This window comes from Paracoccus sp. SSJ, assembly GCF_030234105.1.
GTDB classification, from domain to species: Bacteria; Pseudomonadota; Alphaproteobacteria; order Rhodobacterales; family Rhodobacteraceae; genus Paracoccus; species Paracoccus denitrificans.
Genome location: NZ_JASSPE010000001.1, coordinates 386,955 through 403,587, shown reverse-complemented (window position 1 = coordinate 403,587; position 16,633 = coordinate 386,955). Strand labels below are relative to the sequence as shown.

16 protein-coding genes are annotated in these 16,633 nt (G+C 68.4%); 14 read left to right on the top strand and 2 right to left on the bottom strand.

Features of this window, described 5'->3' with window-relative positions; genetic code table 11:
* Window positions 1–103: 103 nt before the first annotated feature.
* The 14 genes from QPR87_RS01910 to QPR87_RS01845 all read left to right on the top strand — a co-directional run bounded on the left by QPR87_RS01910 (window position 104) and on the right by QPR87_RS01845 (window position 13,492).
* Entirely contained in the window at window positions 104–2,389 is a 2,286-nt protein-coding gene (locus tag QPR87_RS01910; protein ID WP_285048009.1) for a bifunctional salicylyl-CoA 5-hydroxylase/oxidoreductase, read from the top strand.
* A complete protein-coding gene (locus tag QPR87_RS01905) occupies window positions 2,386–3,123 on the top strand; it encodes an SDR family NAD(P)-dependent oxidoreductase (protein WP_285048008.1) in 738 nt (245 codons plus the stop codon). The genes QPR87_RS01910 and QPR87_RS01905 overlap by 4 nt, the downstream gene beginning before the upstream one ends.
* Window positions 3,120–3,557 (top strand): MarR family winged helix-turn-helix transcriptional regulator, encoded by a 438-nt coding sequence (locus tag QPR87_RS01900; RefSeq protein WP_104493445.1) that lies wholly within the window; start codon window positions 3,120–3,122, stop codon window positions 3,555–3,557. Before QPR87_RS01905 ends, QPR87_RS01900 begins: the two co-directional genes overlap by 4 nt.
* Window positions 3,554–4,366, top strand: coding sequence for an enoyl-CoA hydratase family protein (locus tag QPR87_RS01895; RefSeq protein WP_231000681.1), 813 nt, complete (start codon window positions 3,554–3,556; stop codon window positions 4,364–4,366). Before QPR87_RS01900 ends, QPR87_RS01895 begins: the two co-directional genes overlap by 4 nt.
* Before the next feature lie 3 nt (window positions 4,367–4,369).
* The gene (locus tag QPR87_RS01890) at window positions 4,370–5,506 is read left to right on the top strand and encodes an acyl-CoA dehydrogenase family protein (RefSeq protein ID WP_285048005.1); all 1,137 of its coding nucleotides are present in this window, start codon (window positions 4,370–4,372) and stop codon (window positions 5,504–5,506) included.
* Entirely contained in the window at window positions 5,503–5,922 is a 420-nt protein-coding gene (locus QPR87_RS01885) for an acyl-CoA thioesterase (protein WP_011751310.1), read from the top strand. The genes QPR87_RS01890 and QPR87_RS01885 overlap by 4 nt, the downstream gene beginning before the upstream one ends.
* Complete coding sequence (locus tag QPR87_RS01880) at window positions 5,912–6,310, top strand: RidA family protein (protein ID WP_011751311.1); 399 nt, start codon at window positions 5,912–5,914, stop codon at window positions 6,308–6,310. The genes QPR87_RS01885 and QPR87_RS01880 overlap by 11 nt, the downstream gene beginning before the upstream one ends.
* Before the next feature lie 66 nt (window positions 6,311–6,376).
* Window positions 6,377–8,017, top strand: coding sequence for an AMP-binding protein (locus tag QPR87_RS01875; RefSeq protein ID WP_285048003.1), 1,641 nt, complete (start codon window positions 6,377–6,379; stop codon window positions 8,015–8,017).
* Between the two features lie 96 nt (window positions 8,018–8,113).
* On the top strand, window positions 8,114–9,259 hold the full coding sequence (locus QPR87_RS01870; RefSeq protein WP_011751313.1) for an ABC transporter substrate-binding protein: 1,146 nt from the start codon (window positions 8,114–8,116) through the stop codon (window positions 9,257–9,259).
* Between the two features lie 63 nt (window positions 9,260–9,322).
* Window positions 9,323–10,234, top strand: coding sequence for a branched-chain amino acid ABC transporter permease (locus QPR87_RS01865; RefSeq protein ID WP_011751314.1), 912 nt, complete (start codon window positions 9,323–9,325; stop codon window positions 10,232–10,234).
* Between the two features lie 3 nt (window positions 10,235–10,237).
* Window positions 10,238–11,230 (top strand): branched-chain amino acid ABC transporter permease, encoded by a 993-nt coding sequence (locus QPR87_RS01860; RefSeq protein WP_011751315.1) that lies wholly within the window; start codon window positions 10,238–10,240, stop codon window positions 11,228–11,230.
* Window positions 11,223–11,987, top strand: a complete 765-nt coding sequence (locus QPR87_RS01855; RefSeq protein WP_011751316.1) for an ABC transporter ATP-binding protein — start codon at window positions 11,223–11,225, stop codon at window positions 11,985–11,987. Before QPR87_RS01860 ends, QPR87_RS01855 begins: the two co-directional genes overlap by 8 nt.
* Window positions 11,984–12,673: an ABC transporter ATP-binding protein gene (locus QPR87_RS01850; RefSeq protein ID WP_104493439.1), complete on the top strand. Its 690-nt coding sequence runs from the start codon at window positions 11,984–11,986 to the stop codon at window positions 12,671–12,673. Before QPR87_RS01855 ends, QPR87_RS01850 begins: the two co-directional genes overlap by 4 nt.
* Window positions 12,674–13,492 carry an alpha/beta hydrolase gene (locus tag QPR87_RS01845; RefSeq protein ID WP_285048002.1) on the top strand — a complete coding sequence of 273 codons (819 nt, stop codon included), beginning with the start codon at window positions 12,674–12,676 and terminating at the stop codon, window positions 13,490–13,492. It begins immediately after the preceding gene.
* Between the two features lie 21 nt (window positions 13,493–13,513).
* On the opposite strand, the gene QPR87_RS01840 is transcribed toward QPR87_RS01845, so the two are convergent.
* Window positions 13,514–13,801: a hypothetical protein gene (locus QPR87_RS01840; RefSeq protein ID WP_011751319.1), complete on the bottom strand. Its 288-nt coding sequence runs from the start codon at window positions 13,799–13,801 to the stop codon at window positions 13,514–13,516.
* Between the two features lie 80 nt (window positions 13,802–13,881).
* Window positions 13,882–16,581 (bottom strand): cation-transporting P-type ATPase, encoded by a 2,700-nt coding sequence (locus QPR87_RS01835; RefSeq protein WP_285048000.1) that lies wholly within the window; start codon window positions 16,579–16,581, stop codon window positions 13,882–13,884.
* Between the last annotated feature and the right edge of the window lie 52 nt (window positions 16,582–16,633).

Sequence of the window (16,633 nt, the reverse complement as noted above, 5' to 3'; positions counted from 1 at the left end):
CCACCGGCAAAAATCATTTCAAGCTTGAAATTTTAAACTTGAAACGAATCCGATTCGCTGGCAGGTTTTCCTCAGGGGGCGGAAAGGCGCAGGGAGGTGAGCGATGAAGATTTTGTGCATGGGCGGTGGACCGGCTGGGCTGTATTTCGCCATTTCGATGAAGCTGCGCGACCCGTCGCACCAGATCACCGTGCTGGAACGCAACAAGGCCAACGACACTTTCGGCTGGGGCGTGGTTCTGTCGGACGACGCGCTGGGGCGGATGCAGCAGAACGACCCCGCCAGCACCGAGGCGATCCGCAGCCATTTCGCCTATTGGGACGACATCGCCGTGGTGCATGACGGCGTGCGCACCGTCTCGGGCGGGCATGGCTTCGCGGGCATCGGCCGCAAGCAGATGCTGGTCCTGTTGCAAGCCCGTGCGCGCGAACTGGGCATCGACCTGCGCTTCGAGACCGAGTTCCGCTCGGCCGAGGAATACCGCAAGGATTACGACCTGGTGGTGGGCTGCGACGGCATCAACAGCCTGGTGCGCGCCGAATATGCCGAGGTGTTCAAGCCCGACATCGACACGAGGCGCTGCAAGTTCGTCTGGCTGGGCACGCATCAGAAATTCGACGACGCCTTCACCTTCATCTTCGAGCGCACCGAGCATGGCTGGATCTGGGCGCATGTCTACCAGTTCGACGACAACACCGCGACCTTCATCGTCGAGACCCTGCCCGAGACCTGGGAGAAGCTGGGCTTTCCCGACATGTCCAAGGAAGAGACGGTCGAAACCTGCCGCAAGATCTTCGAGCGCCATCTGGGTGGCCACGAGTTGATGTCCAATGCGGCGCATCTGCGCGGCTCGGCGGTCTGGATCCAGTTCCCGCGGGTGATCTGCGAGCGTTGGTATCACGAGAATGTCGTGCTGATGGGCGATGCGGCGGCGACCGGGCATTTCTCGATCGGCTCGGGTTCGCGGCTGGCCTTCGACAGCGCCATCGCGCTGGCCGAATACCTGCATTCGGAACCGACGATGCAGGCCGCCTTCGAACGCTATCAGGAAGAGCGCCGCATCGAGGTGCTGCGCCTGCAATCGGCCGCGCGCAACAGCCTGGAATGGTTCGAGCAGGTCGAGCGTTACCTGGACATGGAACCCCTGCAATTTGCCTATTCGCTGCTGACCCGTTCGCAGCGCATCAGCCACGAGAACCTGCGCCTGCGCGATCCCGAATGGCTGGGGCAGGCCGAGGACTGGTTCCAGGAACGCGCAGGCGGGCGCAAGGGCCGGCGCCCGATGTTCGCGCCCTTCAAGCTGCGCGACATGGAGCTGGAAAACCGCATCGTCGTCTCGCCCATGGCGCAATACAAGGCCGTGGACGGCTGCCCGACCGACTGGCATTTCGCCCATTACGCCGAACGCGCCAAGGGCGGCGCCGGGCTGGTCTATACCGAGATGACCTGCGTCTCGCCCGAGGGGCGGATCAGCCTTGGCTGCCCGGGTCTTTACGCGCCCGAACACGAGGCTGCCTGGAAGCGGATCGTCGATTTCACCCATGCCGAGACGCGGGCGAAGATCTGCATGCAGATCGGCCATTCCGGCCGCAAGGGCTCGACCCAGCTTGGCTGGCAGGATGCCGACCGGCCGCTGGCCCAGGGCAACTGGCCGCTGATCTCGGCCAGCGCGATCCCGTGGCAGGACGGCAATGCCGTGCCCAAGGCGATGGACCGCGCCGACATGGACATGGTGCGCGACCAGTTCGTCGCCGCGACCGGGATGGCGGCGCGGGCGGGCTTCGACATGGTCGAGCTGCATGCGGCGCATGGCTATCTGATCTCCAGCTTCATCTCGCCGCTGTCGAACCGGCGCGAGGACGAATATGGCGGCAGCCTGGAAAACCGCATGCGCTATCCGCTGGAGGTGTTCGCGGCGATGCGTGCCGCATGGCCGGCGGAAAAGCCGATGTCGGTGCGCATCTCGGCCAATGACTGGGTGGGGGACGAGGGCGTGACGCCCGAGGAGGCGGTCGAGATCGCCCGGATGTTCGCCGATGCCGGCGCCGACATCGTCGACGTCTCGGCCGGCCAGACCAGCACCGGGGCGCGGCCGATCTATGGCCGGATGTTCCAGACCCCGTTCAGCGACCGCATCCGCAACGAGGCGGGGCTGGCGACGATGGCGGTGGGCAATATCACCGAGGCCGATCAGGTGAACGGCATCCTGCTGGCCGGCCGGGCCGATCTGGTCTGCCTGGCGCGGCCGCATCTGGCCGATCCCTATTGGACCTTGCACGCCGCCGTCGAGGCCGGGGACGAGGCCGCGGCCTGGCCCTTGCCTTATCTGGCCGGCCGCGACCAGGCGCTGCGGCTGCGCAGCCGCGCGCAGGAGGCGATCCGGGCATGACCATCGCGGGCAAGCGTGTGCTGATCACCGGGGGCGGCACGGGCGTCGGCGCCGATCTGGCGCGCGCCTTTGCCCGGGCCGGGGCCGAGGTGGTGATCTGCGGCCGCCGCAAGGCGCCGCTGGAGGCCGTGGCCGAACAGACCGGCGCCCGCGCCCTGACCGCCGACGTGACCAGTGAGCCCAGCGTCAAGGCGATGTTCGCCGATGCCGGCCCCTGCGATATCGTCATCGCCAATGCCGGCGCGGCGGATAGCGCCCCCCTGGGCCGCACCACGCTGGAGCAGTGGAACGCCATGCTGGCGGTGAACCTGACCGGCACCTTCCTGACCTTTCGCGAGGGGCTGGCGCAATTGCCCGGCTGGGGCCGGCTGATCGCCGTGGCCTCGACTGCCGGCCTTCGCGGCTATGCCTACGTCGCGCCCTATGCGGCGGCCAAGCATGGCGTGGTCGGGCTGGTCCGCAGCCTGGCGCTGGAGGTGGCGCGGCGGCCGGTGACGGTCAACGCGCTGTGCCCCGGCTTCCTGGACACCGAGATGACGGCGCGTTCCATCGCCACCATCATGGACAAGACCGGCAAGAGCCGGGATCAGGCGCTGGCCGCGCTGACCGCGACCAATCCGCAGGGCCGGCTGATCCAGCCCGCCGAGGTCAGTGCCGCGGCGCTGTGGCTGTGCGGTCCGGGCTCCGAGGGGATCAACGGCCAGGCCATCGCCATCGCGGGGGGCGAGGCATGAGCGATCCCCTGTCCAAGCGCCGGCTGAAGCTGTGGATCCGCCTGCTGGGCGTTACCCGCGCGGCCGAGGGGCAGTTGCGCGAATTCCTGCGGGTCCGGCACGACACCACGCTGCCGCGCTTCGACGTGATGGCGGCGCTGTATCGCCGGCGCGAGGGCGTCACCATGAGCGAGCTGTCGCGGATGCTGCTGGTCTCGAACGGCAATGCCACGGCGGTCGTGGACCGGCTGGAAAAGGACGGGCTGGCGCGGCGCATGCCCTCGGAAACCGACCGGCGCACGGTCTTCGTCAGCCTGACGCCCGAGGGGCTGGCGGCCTTCGAGAGCTTTGCCGCCGATCACGAGGCCGAGGTGAACCGCATTTTCGCCGGGCTGACCGAGCAGGACATCGACCTGCTGACCGAAATCCTGAAACGCATGGGGGGGCCGAAATGACCGAGCTGGCCGGGCTGAAGCCGCAGCATTTCATCTGGGAGATGCGGGGCCGCGTCGCCACCATCCGCCTGAACCGCCCCGAGCGGAAGAACCCGCTGACCTTCGACAGCTATGCCGAGCTGCGCGACACCTTCCGCGCGCTGGTTTATGCCAGCGACGTGGATGTGGTGGTGCTGGCCCCGAACGGCGGCAATTTCTGCTCGGGCGGGGATGTGCATGACATCATCGGCCCGCTGGTCGGCATGGACATGAAGGGGCTTCTGGCCTTTACCCGCATGACCGGGGATCTGGTCAAGGCGATGATCGGCTGCGGCAAGCCGGTGATCGCGGCGGTGGACGGGATCTGCGTCGGCGCCGGCGCGATCCTGGCCATGGCCTCGGACCTGCGGCTGGCGACGGCGCAGGCGAAATGCGCCTTCCTGTTCACCCGCGTGGGGCTGGCCGGCTGCGACATGGGCGCCTGCGCCATGCTGCCGCGCATCATCGGCCAGGGGCGTGCGGCGGAACTGCTTTACACCGGCCGGGTGATGGGCGCCGAAGAGGGCCATGCCTGGGGTTTCTGGAACGCGCTGCATGACGCGGACGCGCTGGAGGATGAGGCGCAGGCGCTGGCGCAGCGGCTGGCGGCCGGCCCGGTCTTTGCCCATGGCATCACCAAGACCCAGCTGAACCAGGAATGGAACATGGGTCTGGAACAGGCCATCGAGGCCGAGGCGCAGGCCCAGGCCATCTGCATGCAGACCCGCGATTTCGAGCGCGCCTATCGCGCCTTTGTCGCCAAGGAGAAACCCGTCTTTCAGGGGGATTGAGACATGGCGGATCGCAGCTTTCTGGACTGGCCCTTTTTCGAGACCCGCCACCGCGAACTTTTGGCGGCGCTTGAGGACTGGTGCGCGGCGCATCTGCCGGTGGATCACGGCGACGTGGATGCGGCTTGCCGCGGGCTGGTCGCGGCGCTGGGGCAGGCGGGCTTTCTGCGCCATAGCGGCGCGGCCGAGGGCGAGGCGCTGGACGTGCGCAGCCTGTGCCTGATCCGCGAGACGCTGGCGCGGCACGACCCGCTGGCCGATTTCGCCTTTGCCATGCAGGGGCTGGGCATGGGGGCGGTGTCGCTGTTCGGCACTCCCGGCCAGCGCGAATGGCTGGACCGGACGCGCACGGGCCGGGCGATTTCGGCCTTTGCGCTGACCGAGCCGGGCGCCGGCTCGGACGTGGCCAGCACGGCGACACTGGCCGAGCGCACCCCGGGCGGCTGGCGGCTGACGGGCGAAAAGACCTATATCTCGAACGGCGGCATCGCGGATACTTACGTGATCTTCGCCCGCACGGGCGAGGCGCCCGGCGCGCGCGGCCTTTCGGCCTTTCTGATGCCGGCCGACTGCGCCGGGCTGTCCGTCGCCGAGCGGATCGAGGTCATCGCGCCGCATCCGCTGGCGCGGCTGAAGCTGGACGGGGTGGTGCTGCCGGATGCGGCGCTGATCGGCAAACCGGGTGAGGGCTTCAAGATTGCCATGTCGGTGCTGGACGTGTTCCGCCCCACCGTCGGCGCGGCGGCGCTTGGCATGGCGCGGCGCGCGCTGGACGAAGCCCTGGCGCGGGTGCACAGGCCGCGGGCCGGCGGCGGCGCGCTGGCCGATCATCAGATCGTGCAGGGCCACCTGGCCGACATGGCCGTCAGGGTCGATGCGGCGGCGCTGCTGGTCTATCGCGCCGCCTGGACCAAGGACATGGGCGCCCCCCGTGTCACCCGCGAGGCGGCGATGGCCAAGCTTTACGCCACCGAGGCCGCGCAGGAGGTGATCGACGCCGCGCTGCAGCTGCATGGCGGCGACGGCGTGCGCCACGGCACCGCGGTCGAGGCGCTTTACCGCGACATCCGCGCCCTGCGCATCTATGAGGGCGCCAGCGACGTGCAGCGCGTGGTGATCGCCCGGAGCGTGTTGGGATGAGCTATCTGCGTCGCATCCAGGTCGAGTTCAACCATTGCGACCCGGCGGGGATCGTCTTTTACCCCCGCTATTTCGAGATGCTGAACTCGGTGATCGAGAATTTCTTCGCCGAGGTGCTGGCCTATCCCTTCACCCGCATCCACATCGAGGAGGATTGCGCCGTCCCGACCGTGCAGATCGAGGCTGGCTTCCAGGCCCCCTCGCGTCTGGGCGAGGTGCTGGAATTCACGCTGGAGCTCCAGCATGTCGGCCGCTCCAGCGCGCGGCTGGTGCAGCGGGCCAGTGCCGGCGGGCAGGTCAGGCTGCAATGCGTCTCGACCCTGGTCTGGGTCACGCCGGACGGGCGCGCCGCACCCTGGCCCGAGGTGATCCGCCGCAAGATGATCGCATTCATGGAGGCAAGCGATGGTGCATGAGGTTCTGCATCCCAGGAACTGGAAGGCGACGCCGGGCTATTCGAACGGCATCGCCGCGACCGGGCGGATGGTGTTCACCGGCGGCATGATCGGCTGGAACGACCAGCAGGAGTTCGAAACCGACGATTTCGTCGAACAGGTGCGCGTGACGCTGAAATCCATCGTCGCCGTGCTGGCCGAGGCCGGCGCGCGGCCCGAACATCTGGTGCGCCTGACCTGGTATGTCACCGACAAGCGCGAATATCTGGGCGCGCTCAAGGGGATCGGACAGGCCTACAAGGACATCATCGGCCGGCACTATCCGGCCATGGCGCTGGTGCAGGTCGTCGCATTGGTCGAGGACCGCGCCAAGGTCGAGATCGAGGCAACCGCCGTGATCCCCGCCTGACGGGGGCGGGGCGCCCGCGGGCCACGGCACGACAAGATGCCGGCCCGCCCAACAGGGAGACTGAAGATGACAGGCAATCCGCCGCTTGGACCCTCGGCGCATGTCGATACCTTCTCGCGCGACAACCTTCCGCCGGCCGAGCTTTGGCCCGTGCTGAAGCTGGACGGCTTCGACTACCCCGAATATCTGAACGCCGCGGTCGAGCTGACCGACCGCATGGTCGAGCGGGGCTTCGGCGACCATATCGCGCTGATCGGAAACGGCCGCATCCGCAGCTACAAGGAACTGACCGACTGGACCAACCGCATCGCCCATGCGCTGGTCGAGGATTACGGCGTGCGGCCCGGCAACCGGGTGCTGATCCGCTCGGCCAACAACCCGGCGATGGTGGCCTGCTGGCTGGCCGCGACCAAGGCCGGCGCGGTGGTGGTCAACACCATGCCGATGCTGCGTGCGGGCGAGCTGGCCAAGATCATCGACAAGGCCCAGGTCAGCCACGCGCTTTGCGACACGCGGCTGATGGACGAACTGGCGCTGGCCGCCAAGGACAGCCGCTATCTGAAGACCGTGGTGGGTTTCGACGGCACGGCGAACCACGATGCCGAACTGGACCGCGCCGCCCTGTCCCAGCCGGTGCGGTTTCAGGCGGTGCAAACCGGCCGCGACGACGTGGCGCTCTTGGGTTTTACCTCGGGCACCACGGGCGAGCCCAAGGCGACCATGCATTTCCACCGCGACATCCTGATCATCGCCGACGGCTATGCCCGCGAGGTGCTGGAGGTGCGGCCCGAGGATGTCTTCGTCGGCTCGCCGCCCCTGGCCTTTACCTTCGGGCTGGGCGGGCTGGCGGTGTTTCCGCTGCGCTTCGGCGCCTCGGCCGCGCTGCTGGAAAACGCCTCGCCGCCGAACATGATCGAGATCATCCAGAAATACCGCGCCACCATCTGCTTTACCGCGCCGACTGCCTATCGGGTGATGATGCGCGCCATGGACGAGGGGGCGGACCTGTCCAGCCTGCGCGCCGCCGTCTCGGCCGGTGAGACGCTGCCCGGCCCGGTCTATGAGGAATGGATGGCCAAGACCGGCAAGCCGATGCTGGACGGCATCGGTTCGACCGAGATGCTGCACATCTTCCTGACCAACCGCTTCGGCGACAGCCGCCCGGCCTGCACCGGCCGCCCGGTCGCGGGCTACGAGGCCCGGATCATCGGCCCCGACGGCCGCGCACTGCCGCCGGGCGAGACGGGCCGGCTGGCGGTGCGCGGGCCGGTGGGCTGCCGCTATCTGGCCGACCCGGACAAGCAGCGCGCCTATGTGCAGGACGGCTGGAACCTGACCGGCGACAGCTTCTGGCAGGACGAGCAGGGCTATTTCCACTTTGCCGCCCGCACCGACGGCATCATCGTCTCGGCCGGCTACAACATCGCCGGCCCCGAGGTCGAGGCCGCGCTTCTGTCCCATCCCGACGTGCTGGAATGCGCGGTCGTGGGCGCCCCTTCGGCCGAGCGCGGCCAGATCGTCGAGGCGCATGTGGTGCTGCGCCCCGGTGCCCAGGCTGGCGAGGCGATGGCCAAGTGTTTGCAGGATCACGTCAAATCCGTCATCGCGCCCTTCAAATACCCGCGCCGCGTGGTCTTTGCCGAGGCGCTGCCCAAGACCGAAAGCGGCAAGATCCAGCGTTTCCGCCTGCTGGAAGGGCGGGCGTGACCAGGGCCGCGGGCTGATGCGCGAAATCCGTTGCAGCCCGCGACCGCATCATAAAAACATGCGACGAACAATCGCGCTTCACACAGGGAGTTTGTCATGGAACTGAAAAGGCTGCTGATCTGCGGCACCGCCGCTCTGGCCCTGGCCGGAATGGCACAGGCCGAACCCGTCAAGGTCGGCATGATCACCACGCTGTCGGGCGGCGGCGCCGGCCTGGGCGTCGATACGCGCGACGGTTTCCTGCTGGCGCTGAAGAACGCGGGCGACGCGGGCAAGGAGGTCGAGCTGGTGATCGAGGACGACCAGCAGAAACCCGATGTCGCCGTGCAGATCGCCGACAAGATGATCCAGTCCGAACAGGTGGACGTGCTGACCGGCATCGTCTGGTCGAACCTCGCCATGGCGGTGGTGCCGGCGGCGGTGGCGCAGGACAAGTTCTATCTTTCGACCAATGCCGCGCCCTCGCAACTGGCCGGGGCGGGCTGCAATCCGAAATATTTCTCGGTCTCCTACCAGAACGACAACCTGCACGAGGCGGCGGGCGCCCATGCCACGGATGCGGGCATCGGCAAGGTCTTCATCATGGCGCCGAACTATCCCGCCGGGCAGGATTCGCTGGCGGGCTTCAAGCGCTATTACAAGGGCGAGGTGGTCAGCGAGGTCTATACCCAGGTCGGCCAGACCGACTATGCCGGCGAGATCGCCCAGATCCGCAACAGCGACGCGGATGCGGTGTTCTTCTTCCTGCCGGGCGGCATGGGCATCGCCTTCATGAAGCAATATGCCGAATCCGGCGTCGGCAAGCCGGTGATCGGCCCGGCCTTCAGCTTCAGCCAGGACATCCTGCCCGCCGTGGGCGATGCCGCGCTGGGGGTCAAGAACACCGCGCAATGGGCCAAGGACCTGGACAACCCGGCCAACAAGGCCTTCGTCGAGACTTTCCAGGCCGAATACGGTCGCCTGCCCTCGCTTTACGCCGCGCAGGCCTATGACACGGCGAACCTGCTGCTCTCGGCCATCGCCAAGGCCGATGTGGGCGATGCCGACGCCTTCCGCGCCGCGCTGGCCGAGGCGGACTTCCCCAGCGTGCGCGGCAAGTTCAGCTTTGGCCCGAACCAGCACCCGATCCAGGACTATTACGTCCGCGAGGTGGTCAAGGAAGGCGATGTGCTGACCAACAAGATCATCGGCCCGGCCATGACCGACCACGGCGACGCCTATGCCGAGCAGTGCAGCATGTAACCCATGCCGGACCGGGCCCGGCGGGTCCGGTCCCACCCTGGCAATTCGGGAGATAACGCGGTGATGCTTCTGGCCGAGCAGGCGCTGAACGGCCTGCAATACGGGATGATGCTGTTTCTGATGGCGGCCGGGCTGACGCTGGTCTTTGGCGTCATGGGGCTGATCAACCTTGCGCATGGCTCGCTTTACATGACCGGGGCATTCGCCTGCGCGGCGGTGGCGGCGGCCACCGGCTCGTTCTGGCTGGGGCTGGTCGCCAGCCTGGCGGCGGCCGCCGCCGCGGGCGCGCTGGTCGAGATCGCGGTGATCCGGCGGCTTTACGCCCGCGACCACCTGGACCAGGTGCTGGCGACATTCGCGCTGATCCTGGTGTTCTCCGAGGGCACGCGCTGGCTGTTCGGCTCGTTCCCGCTTTACCTCAAGCTGCCGGCCGCGCTTTCCGGCGCGGTGGTGCTGCCGGGCGGGCTGCATTACCCGCTGTTCCGGCTGGTCATCATCGGCTTTGGCGCGGCGGTGGCCGTGGGGCTGTGGTGGCTTATCACCCGCACGCGGCTGGGCATCCGCATCCGCGCCGGCGAGGCGGATCGCGAGATGATCGGCGCGCTGGGCGTCGACATCGCGCGGCTCTACACCATCGTCTTCGCGCTTGGCGCGGCGCTGGCGGGGCTTGCCGGGGCGCTGGTCGGCACCATCCAGTCGGTGCAGGTCGGCATGGGCGAGCCGGTGCTGATCCTGGCCTTCGTGGTGGTGGTGATCGGCGGCATCGGCTCGATCAAGGGCGCGCTTGTCGGTGCGCTGCTGGTCGGCATGACCGATACGCTGGGCAAGGCGCTGCTGCCGGGGCTGCTGTCGCGGGTGTGGGATGCGTCCAGCGCCAACACCATCGGCGCCTCGCTGGCCTCGGTGCTGATCTATGTGCTGATGGCCGTGGTGCTGATCCTGCGGCCGCAGGGGTTGTTCGGGGCAAGGGGCTGAGCGATGCGAGAGACATTGAACCGCGATACGGCGATCAACCTGGCGATCCTTGCCCTGCTGGTCGCCACCGCCATCGGTGCGCATCTGGCCGGCAACGGCTTTACCGTGACGCTGGCGACCAAGGCCGCGATCTTCGGCCTTGCCGGGGTGGGGCTGAACCTGGCGCTGGGCTATGGCGGGCTGATCTCGTTCGGCCATGCCGCCTTTTTCGGCATCGGCGGCTACGTCACCGGGATCCTTGCCAGCCATGCCAGCACCGGCATGCCGGTCACCAGCCTGCCCTTTACCATCATGGGCAGCAACGAGATGCTGGGCATCTGGCCGATGGCGATGCTGGCGGCGGGGCTGGCCGCGCTGGTCATCGGGGCGCTCAGCCTGCGCACCTCGGGCGTCTATTTCATCATGGTGACGCTGGCCTTCGCGCAGATGCTTTACTATTTCGCCATGAGCTGGCCGCGCTATGGCGGCGAGGACGGGCTGAGCTTCTATGTCCGCAACACCTTTCCCGGCCTGAACACCTTTGCCCCCATCCAGTATTTCGCCATCTGCGCCACGCTGCTGGCCGTCGCGCTGGTCTTTACCGCCGTGGTCACGCAGTCGCGTTTCGGCCTGGCCTTGCAGGCGGCGCGGCAAAACAGCCAGCGCACGGTCGCCGTCGGCATCCGGCCCTATGCGATCCGGCTGACGGCTTTTGTCCTGTCGGGCATGATCGTCGGGCTGGCGGGGTCGCTTTACGCCGACCTGAACCGTTTCGTCAGCCCGGCCATGATGTCCTGGCACATGTCGGGCGAAATCATGGTCTTCGTCATCCTGGGGGGCGTGGGGCGGCTTTGCGGCCCTGTCGCCGGCGCCGCGCTTTTCATCCTGCTGGAGCATGTCCTGGGCGGCATCAGCGAATACTGGCAGGCGCTGCTGGGCCTTCTGCTGCTGGCCATCGTGCTGTTCGCGCCGGGCGGGCTGATCGGCATCGTCACGCGGAGGGGCCGCCATGCCTGAGCCGAAACTCAACGAACCCATCCTGGAGATCCGGGGCCTGCGCAAGTCCTTTGGTGCGCTGGTGGCGACCGACGATGTCAGCCTGGACCTGCGCCCGGGCGAGATCCACGCCCTGATCGGCCCGAACGGCGCCGGCAAGTCCACGCTGATCAAGCAGATCGTCGGCGAGATCCGGCCCGACGCCGGCACCATCCGCTTCGAGGGGCAGGTGATCGATACGCTGGACGCGGCGGCGCGGGCGCGGCTGGGGCTGGCGCGCAGCTTCCAGGTGTCCTCGGTGATCCCGGATTTCACCGTGCTGCAAAACGTCATGCTGGCGGTGGCCGGGGCCAGCGGCGCGGTGTTCCGCTTTCACCTGCCGGCGCTGGCCGACCGCAAGCTGACCGAACCCGCCCTGTTCCATATCGAGCAGGCGGGCCTTGCCGGGCGGCATCTGGTCCCCGCCGCGACGCTTTCGCATGGCGAGCGCCGCAAGCTGGAGATCGCCATGGCGCTGGCCCTGCGCCCGCGCGCCTTCCTGCTGGACGAGCCCATGGCCGGCATGGGGCTGGAGGGCGGGCGGCAGCTGACCGGCATCCTGGCCGAACTGCGCAACGAGGCGCCGATCCTGCTGGTCGAGCACGACATGGACGCGGTCTTTGCGCTGGCCGACCGCATCTCGGTGCTGGTCTATGGCCGCATCATCGCCACCGGCAGCGTGGCCGAGATCCGCGCCAATCCCGAGGTGCGGCGTTCCTATCTGGGAGAGGACGCATGACCCATCTTCTGGAATTGCGCGACGTGACCGCATCCTACGGCCCGGTGCAGGCGCTGTTCGGCATCACGCTGGACCTGGGCGAAGGCGAGGTCGTGGCGCTGATGGGCCGCAACGGCATGGGCAAGACCACGACGATCCGCTGCATCAGCCGCCTGATGCCGCATTCCGCCGGCAGCCTGCGCTTTGCGGGCCGGGATGTCGCCGGCCTCTCGGCGCCCAAGGTGGCGCGGCTGGGCGTCGGGTTGGTGCCGGAGGGGCGGCGCTGCTTCGCGCCGCTGACCGTGGCCGAGAACCTGACCGTTGCCGCCCGTCCCGGCCCCTGGGACATGGCGCGCGTCTGCGCCCTGTTTCCCCGCCTGCAGGAACGCATGGGCCAGATCGCGCGCACGCTGTCGGGGGGCGAGCAGCAGATGCTGGCCATCGGCCGGGCGCTGATGACCAATCCGCGCCTGCTGGTGCTGGACGAGGCGACCGAGGGCCTTGCCCCGGTCGTCCGGCAGGAGATCTGGGCCGGCGTGCGGCGGCTCAAGGCCGAGGGGCTGTCGATCCTGCTGGTGGACAAATCGCTCAGCGAGATCGCATCGGTCGCCGACCGCGCGGTGATCGTCGAGCGCGGTGCGACGGTCTGGCAGGGCGGCATCGCCGATCTGACCTCGGACCTGACCGACCGCTATCTGGGGGTGTGAATGGCGACGGCGATCTATCGGGGGATGACCCGGCAGGAACTGGACACGGCCTACAGCAATACCGGCAGGATCGCGGATTTCCCGGCCTTGATGCGGGATTTCCGCGCCCGCAGCGATGCGTTCCATGCCGCGCATGACTGCCGGCGGGATCTGCGCTATGGCCCCGGCGCGCGCCAGACCTTCGACTGGTTTGTCAGCGGCCGGCCGGATGCGCCGGTCTTCGTCTTCATCCACGGCGGCTATTGGCAGAGCTGCGTCAAGGAGGATTTCGCCTTCTGCGCCGCCGGTCCCCTGGCGCGCGGCCATGACGTGATCCTGGCCGAATACACGCTGGCGCCCGAGGCTTCGATGACGCAGATCGTGGCCGAGATCGGGCATCTGCTCGACCATCTCGCGCCCCGGCTTGCCGGGCGGCGGCTTTGCCTTGCCGGGCATTCCGCCGGCGGGCATCTGGCGGCCATGCATCGGGGCCACCCCGCCGTAGGCTCGGTGCTGGCGATCAGCGGGCTTTTCGACCTGGAGCCGATCGGCCTTGGCCAGCTGAACGACAAGCTGCAACTGACCGAGGCCGAGATCGCCGCTTGCAGCCCGCAGCGGATCATCGCCCCCGGTGCGCCCACGCTGGTCGCTGTCGGTGCCGGGGAACTGCCGGAACTGATCCGGCAATCCGACGACTATGCCGAAGCCTGCCGGCAGGCGGGTGAGCGCGCGGTGCTGTTGCACGTTCCGGGCTGCGACCATTTCCAGGTGCTGGACGATCTGGCGGAACCGGCCGGGGCGCAGTTGACCGCGTTGGCCGCGCTGGACATGCGGCCCTGATCGGGCCGCATGGCGCGGGGTTCAGCGATTGCTGTCGATCCAGCGCGACAGCAGTTGGCGGTCGCGGAAGCATTCGTCGGGCACGGCGCGCCGCTTGAGCCGGGCGATGCGCTCGGCAAAGGCGACCTGCTTCGAGGTGGGCAGCCCCGTCGCCGGCCGCATCCGCGCCTGCGCCTCGATCCAGGCGCTGAGCGTGCGGCGATCCTGCTGCACCTCCCAGGGCAGGAGCGTCTGGTTCCTCAGGGCAAGCGAGCGGGCATAGGCGATCTGGCGCGGCGTGGCCGGCAGGGCAAAGGTGGTGGCGTCCATGGCGGATCTCCCTTGCGGATCATGGTCCCAATATAGAACATACAGGGAACAAAATCAATCCGGGCCGGATGCCGCCGCCTTTACAGGGCAAATCTGCGCGTCAGCGTCTTTTCGATCTCGAGGATGGCCATGAGCGCCACGCCGACCACCACGATCACCAGCCCGTCGGCAAGGTCGATGGGCGCGCTGTCGAACAGGTCGTGCATGAAGGGCGCATAGGTGAACAGCACCTGCGCCGCGACCACCACCGCGATCGCCCCCAGCACGGCGGGCGTGCCCATGGCGCCGATCAGGCTGAACGAGCTGCGGTGCAGGTAGCGCACGTTGAACAGGTAGAAGATCTCCATCACCACCAGCGTGTTGACGACCATGGTGCGGGCCCCTTCGATCCCATAGCCGCGCATGCCGGCATAGGCGAAGATGCCAAAGACCCCCAGCATGAACAGCACCGAGACGAAGCCGATGCGCCAGACCAGGAAACGCGACAGGATCGGCGCGTCGCGCGGGCGCGGCGGGCGGTTCATCACGTCGGGCTCGGGCGGCTCGAAGGCCAGGACCAGCCCCAGCGTGACGGTCAGGATCATGTTGATCCACAGGATCTGCACCGGCGTCATCGGCAGGGTCACGCCCAGGATGATCGCCAGGATCACGCAAAGCACCTCGCCGCCATTCGAGGGCAGCGTCCAGCCGATCACCTTGCGGATGTTGTCGTAGACGGTGCGGCCCTCATGCACGGCGGCGACGATCGAGGCGAAGTTGTCGTCCAGCAGCACCATCTGCGCCGCCTCCTTGGCGGCCTCGGTGCCCTTGCGGCCCATGGCGACGCCGACATCGGCCTGCTTGACGGCGGGCGCGTCGTTCACCCCGTCGCCGGTCATCGCGACGATATGGCCGTTGGCTTGCAGCGCGTTGACGATGCGCAGCTTGTGTTCGGGCGTGGCGCGGGCAAAGACGCTGACCTCCTCGACCACGCGGTGCAGCGTTTCGTCCGGCATGCCGTCCAGCGCCGCGCCCTCCAGCACCTTGGGATCGTCGGCGATGTCGAGCTGGCGGGCGATGGCCGCCGCCGTGCCCTTGTGGTCGCCGGTGATCATCTTGATGGCGATCCCGGCCGAGCGGCATTCCGCCACCGCGGCGATGGCCTCGTCGCGGGGCGGATCGATGAAGCCGGCAAGGCCCAGGAAGGTCAGCCCGCCCTCGACCATGTCGAAATCCAGCCGCTCGACCCCGGGGCCGGCGGCCATGCCGGCAAAGCCCAGCACGCGCTCGCCCCCGGCGGCGCAGGCGTCGATGCATTCCTGCCAATAGCCGGGGTCCAGGGGCAGGGCGGTCCCGCCCGCCGCCTGGGTTCCGCACATGGCCAGCACCCGTTCGGGGGCGCCCTTGACGAAGATGCGCCTTTCGCCTTGGGGGTCGTCATGCAGGGTCGCCATGAAGCGGTGCTGTGCGTCGAAGGGGATCTCGTCCAGCCGGTTCCACGAGGTGCGCTCGGTTTCGGGGTGCAGGCCGGCCTTGGCGGCGGCGGCGACCAGCGCGCCCTCCATCGGATCGCCCAGCACGGCCCAATGCCCTTCGCGCTCGACCAGCAGGGCGTCGTTGCACAAAAGCCCGGCGCGGATCAGCGCCTCGCGTTCCGCCTCGGGGGCGGGCTCGGTGCCGTCGGGGCCGGAAAACTCCCCCTCGGGGGCGTAGCCGGTGCCGGAAATCGCGGTGACGCTGGCCGCGGTCACCAGATGGCGCACGGTCATTTCGTTGCGGGTCAGCGTGCCGGTCTTGTCCGAGCAGATCACCGAGGTCGCGCCCAGCGTCTCGACCGCGGGCAGGCGCCGCACCACGGCATTGCGTGCGGCCATGCGGCGCACGCCGATGGCAAGGGTGATGGTGATGACGGCGGGCAGCCCCTCGGGCACCACGCCGACCGCCAGCGCCACCACCACCATCAACGCGTCGAGCGGGGCATAGCCCCGGATCAGCGTGGCAAAGACGAAAAGCAGCGCGGCGGTGGCGATGGCGAACCAGGTGAAGCGCGTGCCGAAGGCGTTGATCTGGCGCAGAAGCGGCGTGGTCAGGGTCTGCACGGCGCCGATCATGCCGGAAATGCGGCCGATCTCGGTCCGCGGGCCGGTCGCCACCGCGACGCCGATGCCCTGGCCGGTGGTGACCAGCGTGCCGGAATGCAGGATCGGTGCGCGGTCGCCCAGCACGGCATCCGGCGCGACCGGGCCTTCGGTCTTTTCCGCGGGCACCGATTCGCCGGTCAGGATCGCCTCGTCGGCGCTGAGCCCGCGCGCGCGCAGCAGGCGCAGGTCGGCGGGCACCTTGTCGCCGGCCTCGATCACCACGATGTCGCCGGGCACGATCTCGCGTGTGTCGAGCGTGTGCCGCTCGCCTTCGCGCACCACGACGGCATGGGGGGCGATCATGTCGCGGATGGCGTCCAGCGCGCGTTCGGCCTTGCCTTCCTGGATGAAGCCGACGACGGCGTTCACCAGCACCACCACGACGATCACCACGCCGTCGATGACATGCCCCAGCGCGATGGCCGCCACCGCCGCCGAAAGCAGGAAATAGATCAGCGCGTTGTTGAACTGGGCAAGGAAGCGCAGCACCGGATGGGTGCGGGCGGCGGGGGGCAGCTCGTTCGGGCCGAACCGCTCCAGCCGCCGCGCGGCCTCGTCATGGCCAAGCCCGTCAAGGCTGGTCGCCAGCGCGGAACAGGTCTCCTCGCCGCTGCGGGCGTGCCATGCGACCTCGTCCGGGGCGATCTCGGCTGGCTTCATGGGGCTCTCCTTCGGCAGTCACCTGTCCCTGACCTGTTTGGCGATATTCGCC

Excerpts from the sequence above, each read along its gene's own strand:
- QPR87_RS01910 (WP_285048009.1), top strand. The coding sequence starts at position 104 with ATGAAGATTTTGTGCATGGGCGGTGGACCGGCTGGGCTGTATTTCGCC.
- QPR87_RS01905 (WP_285048008.1), top strand. The coding sequence starts at position 2,386 with ATGACCATCGCGGGCAAGCGTGTGCTGATCACCGGGGGCGGCACGGGC.
- QPR87_RS01900 (WP_104493445.1), top strand. The coding sequence starts at position 3,120 with ATGAGCGATCCCCTGTCCAAGCGCCGGCTGAAGCTGTGGATCCGCCTG.
- QPR87_RS01895 (WP_231000681.1), top strand. The coding sequence starts at position 3,554 with ATGACCGAGCTGGCCGGGCTGAAGCCGCAGCATTTCATCTGGGAGATG.
- QPR87_RS01890 (WP_285048005.1), top strand. The coding sequence starts at position 4,370 with ATGGCGGATCGCAGCTTTCTGGACTGGCCCTTTTTCGAGACCCGCCAC.
- QPR87_RS01885 (WP_011751310.1), top strand. The coding sequence starts at position 5,503 with ATGAGCTATCTGCGTCGCATCCAGGTCGAGTTCAACCATTGCGACCCG.
- QPR87_RS01880 (WP_011751311.1), top strand. The coding sequence starts at position 5,912 with ATGGTGCATGAGGTTCTGCATCCCAGGAACTGGAAGGCGACGCCGGGC.
- QPR87_RS01875 (WP_285048003.1), top strand. The coding sequence starts at position 6,377 with ATGACAGGCAATCCGCCGCTTGGACCCTCGGCGCATGTCGATACCTTC.
- QPR87_RS01870 (WP_011751313.1), top strand. The coding sequence starts at position 8,114 with ATGGAACTGAAAAGGCTGCTGATCTGCGGCACCGCCGCTCTGGCCCTG.
- QPR87_RS01865 (WP_011751314.1), top strand. The coding sequence starts at position 9,323 with ATGCTTCTGGCCGAGCAGGCGCTGAACGGCCTGCAATACGGGATGATG.
- QPR87_RS01860 (WP_011751315.1), top strand. The coding sequence starts at position 10,238 with ATGCGAGAGACATTGAACCGCGATACGGCGATCAACCTGGCGATCCTT.
- QPR87_RS01855 (WP_011751316.1), top strand. The coding sequence starts at position 11,223 with ATGCCTGAGCCGAAACTCAACGAACCCATCCTGGAGATCCGGGGCCTG.
- QPR87_RS01850 (WP_104493439.1), top strand. The coding sequence starts at position 11,984 with ATGACCCATCTTCTGGAATTGCGCGACGTGACCGCATCCTACGGCCCG.
- QPR87_RS01845 (WP_285048002.1), top strand. The coding sequence starts at position 12,674 with ATGGCGACGGCGATCTATCGGGGGATGACCCGGCAGGAACTGGACACG.
- QPR87_RS01840 (WP_011751319.1), bottom strand. The coding sequence starts at position 13,801 with ATGGACGCCACCACCTTTGCCCTGCCGGCCACGCCGCGCCAGATCGCC.
- QPR87_RS01835 (WP_285048000.1), bottom strand. The coding sequence starts at position 16,581 with ATGAAGCCAGCCGAGATCGCCCCGGACGAGGTCGCATGGCACGCCCGC.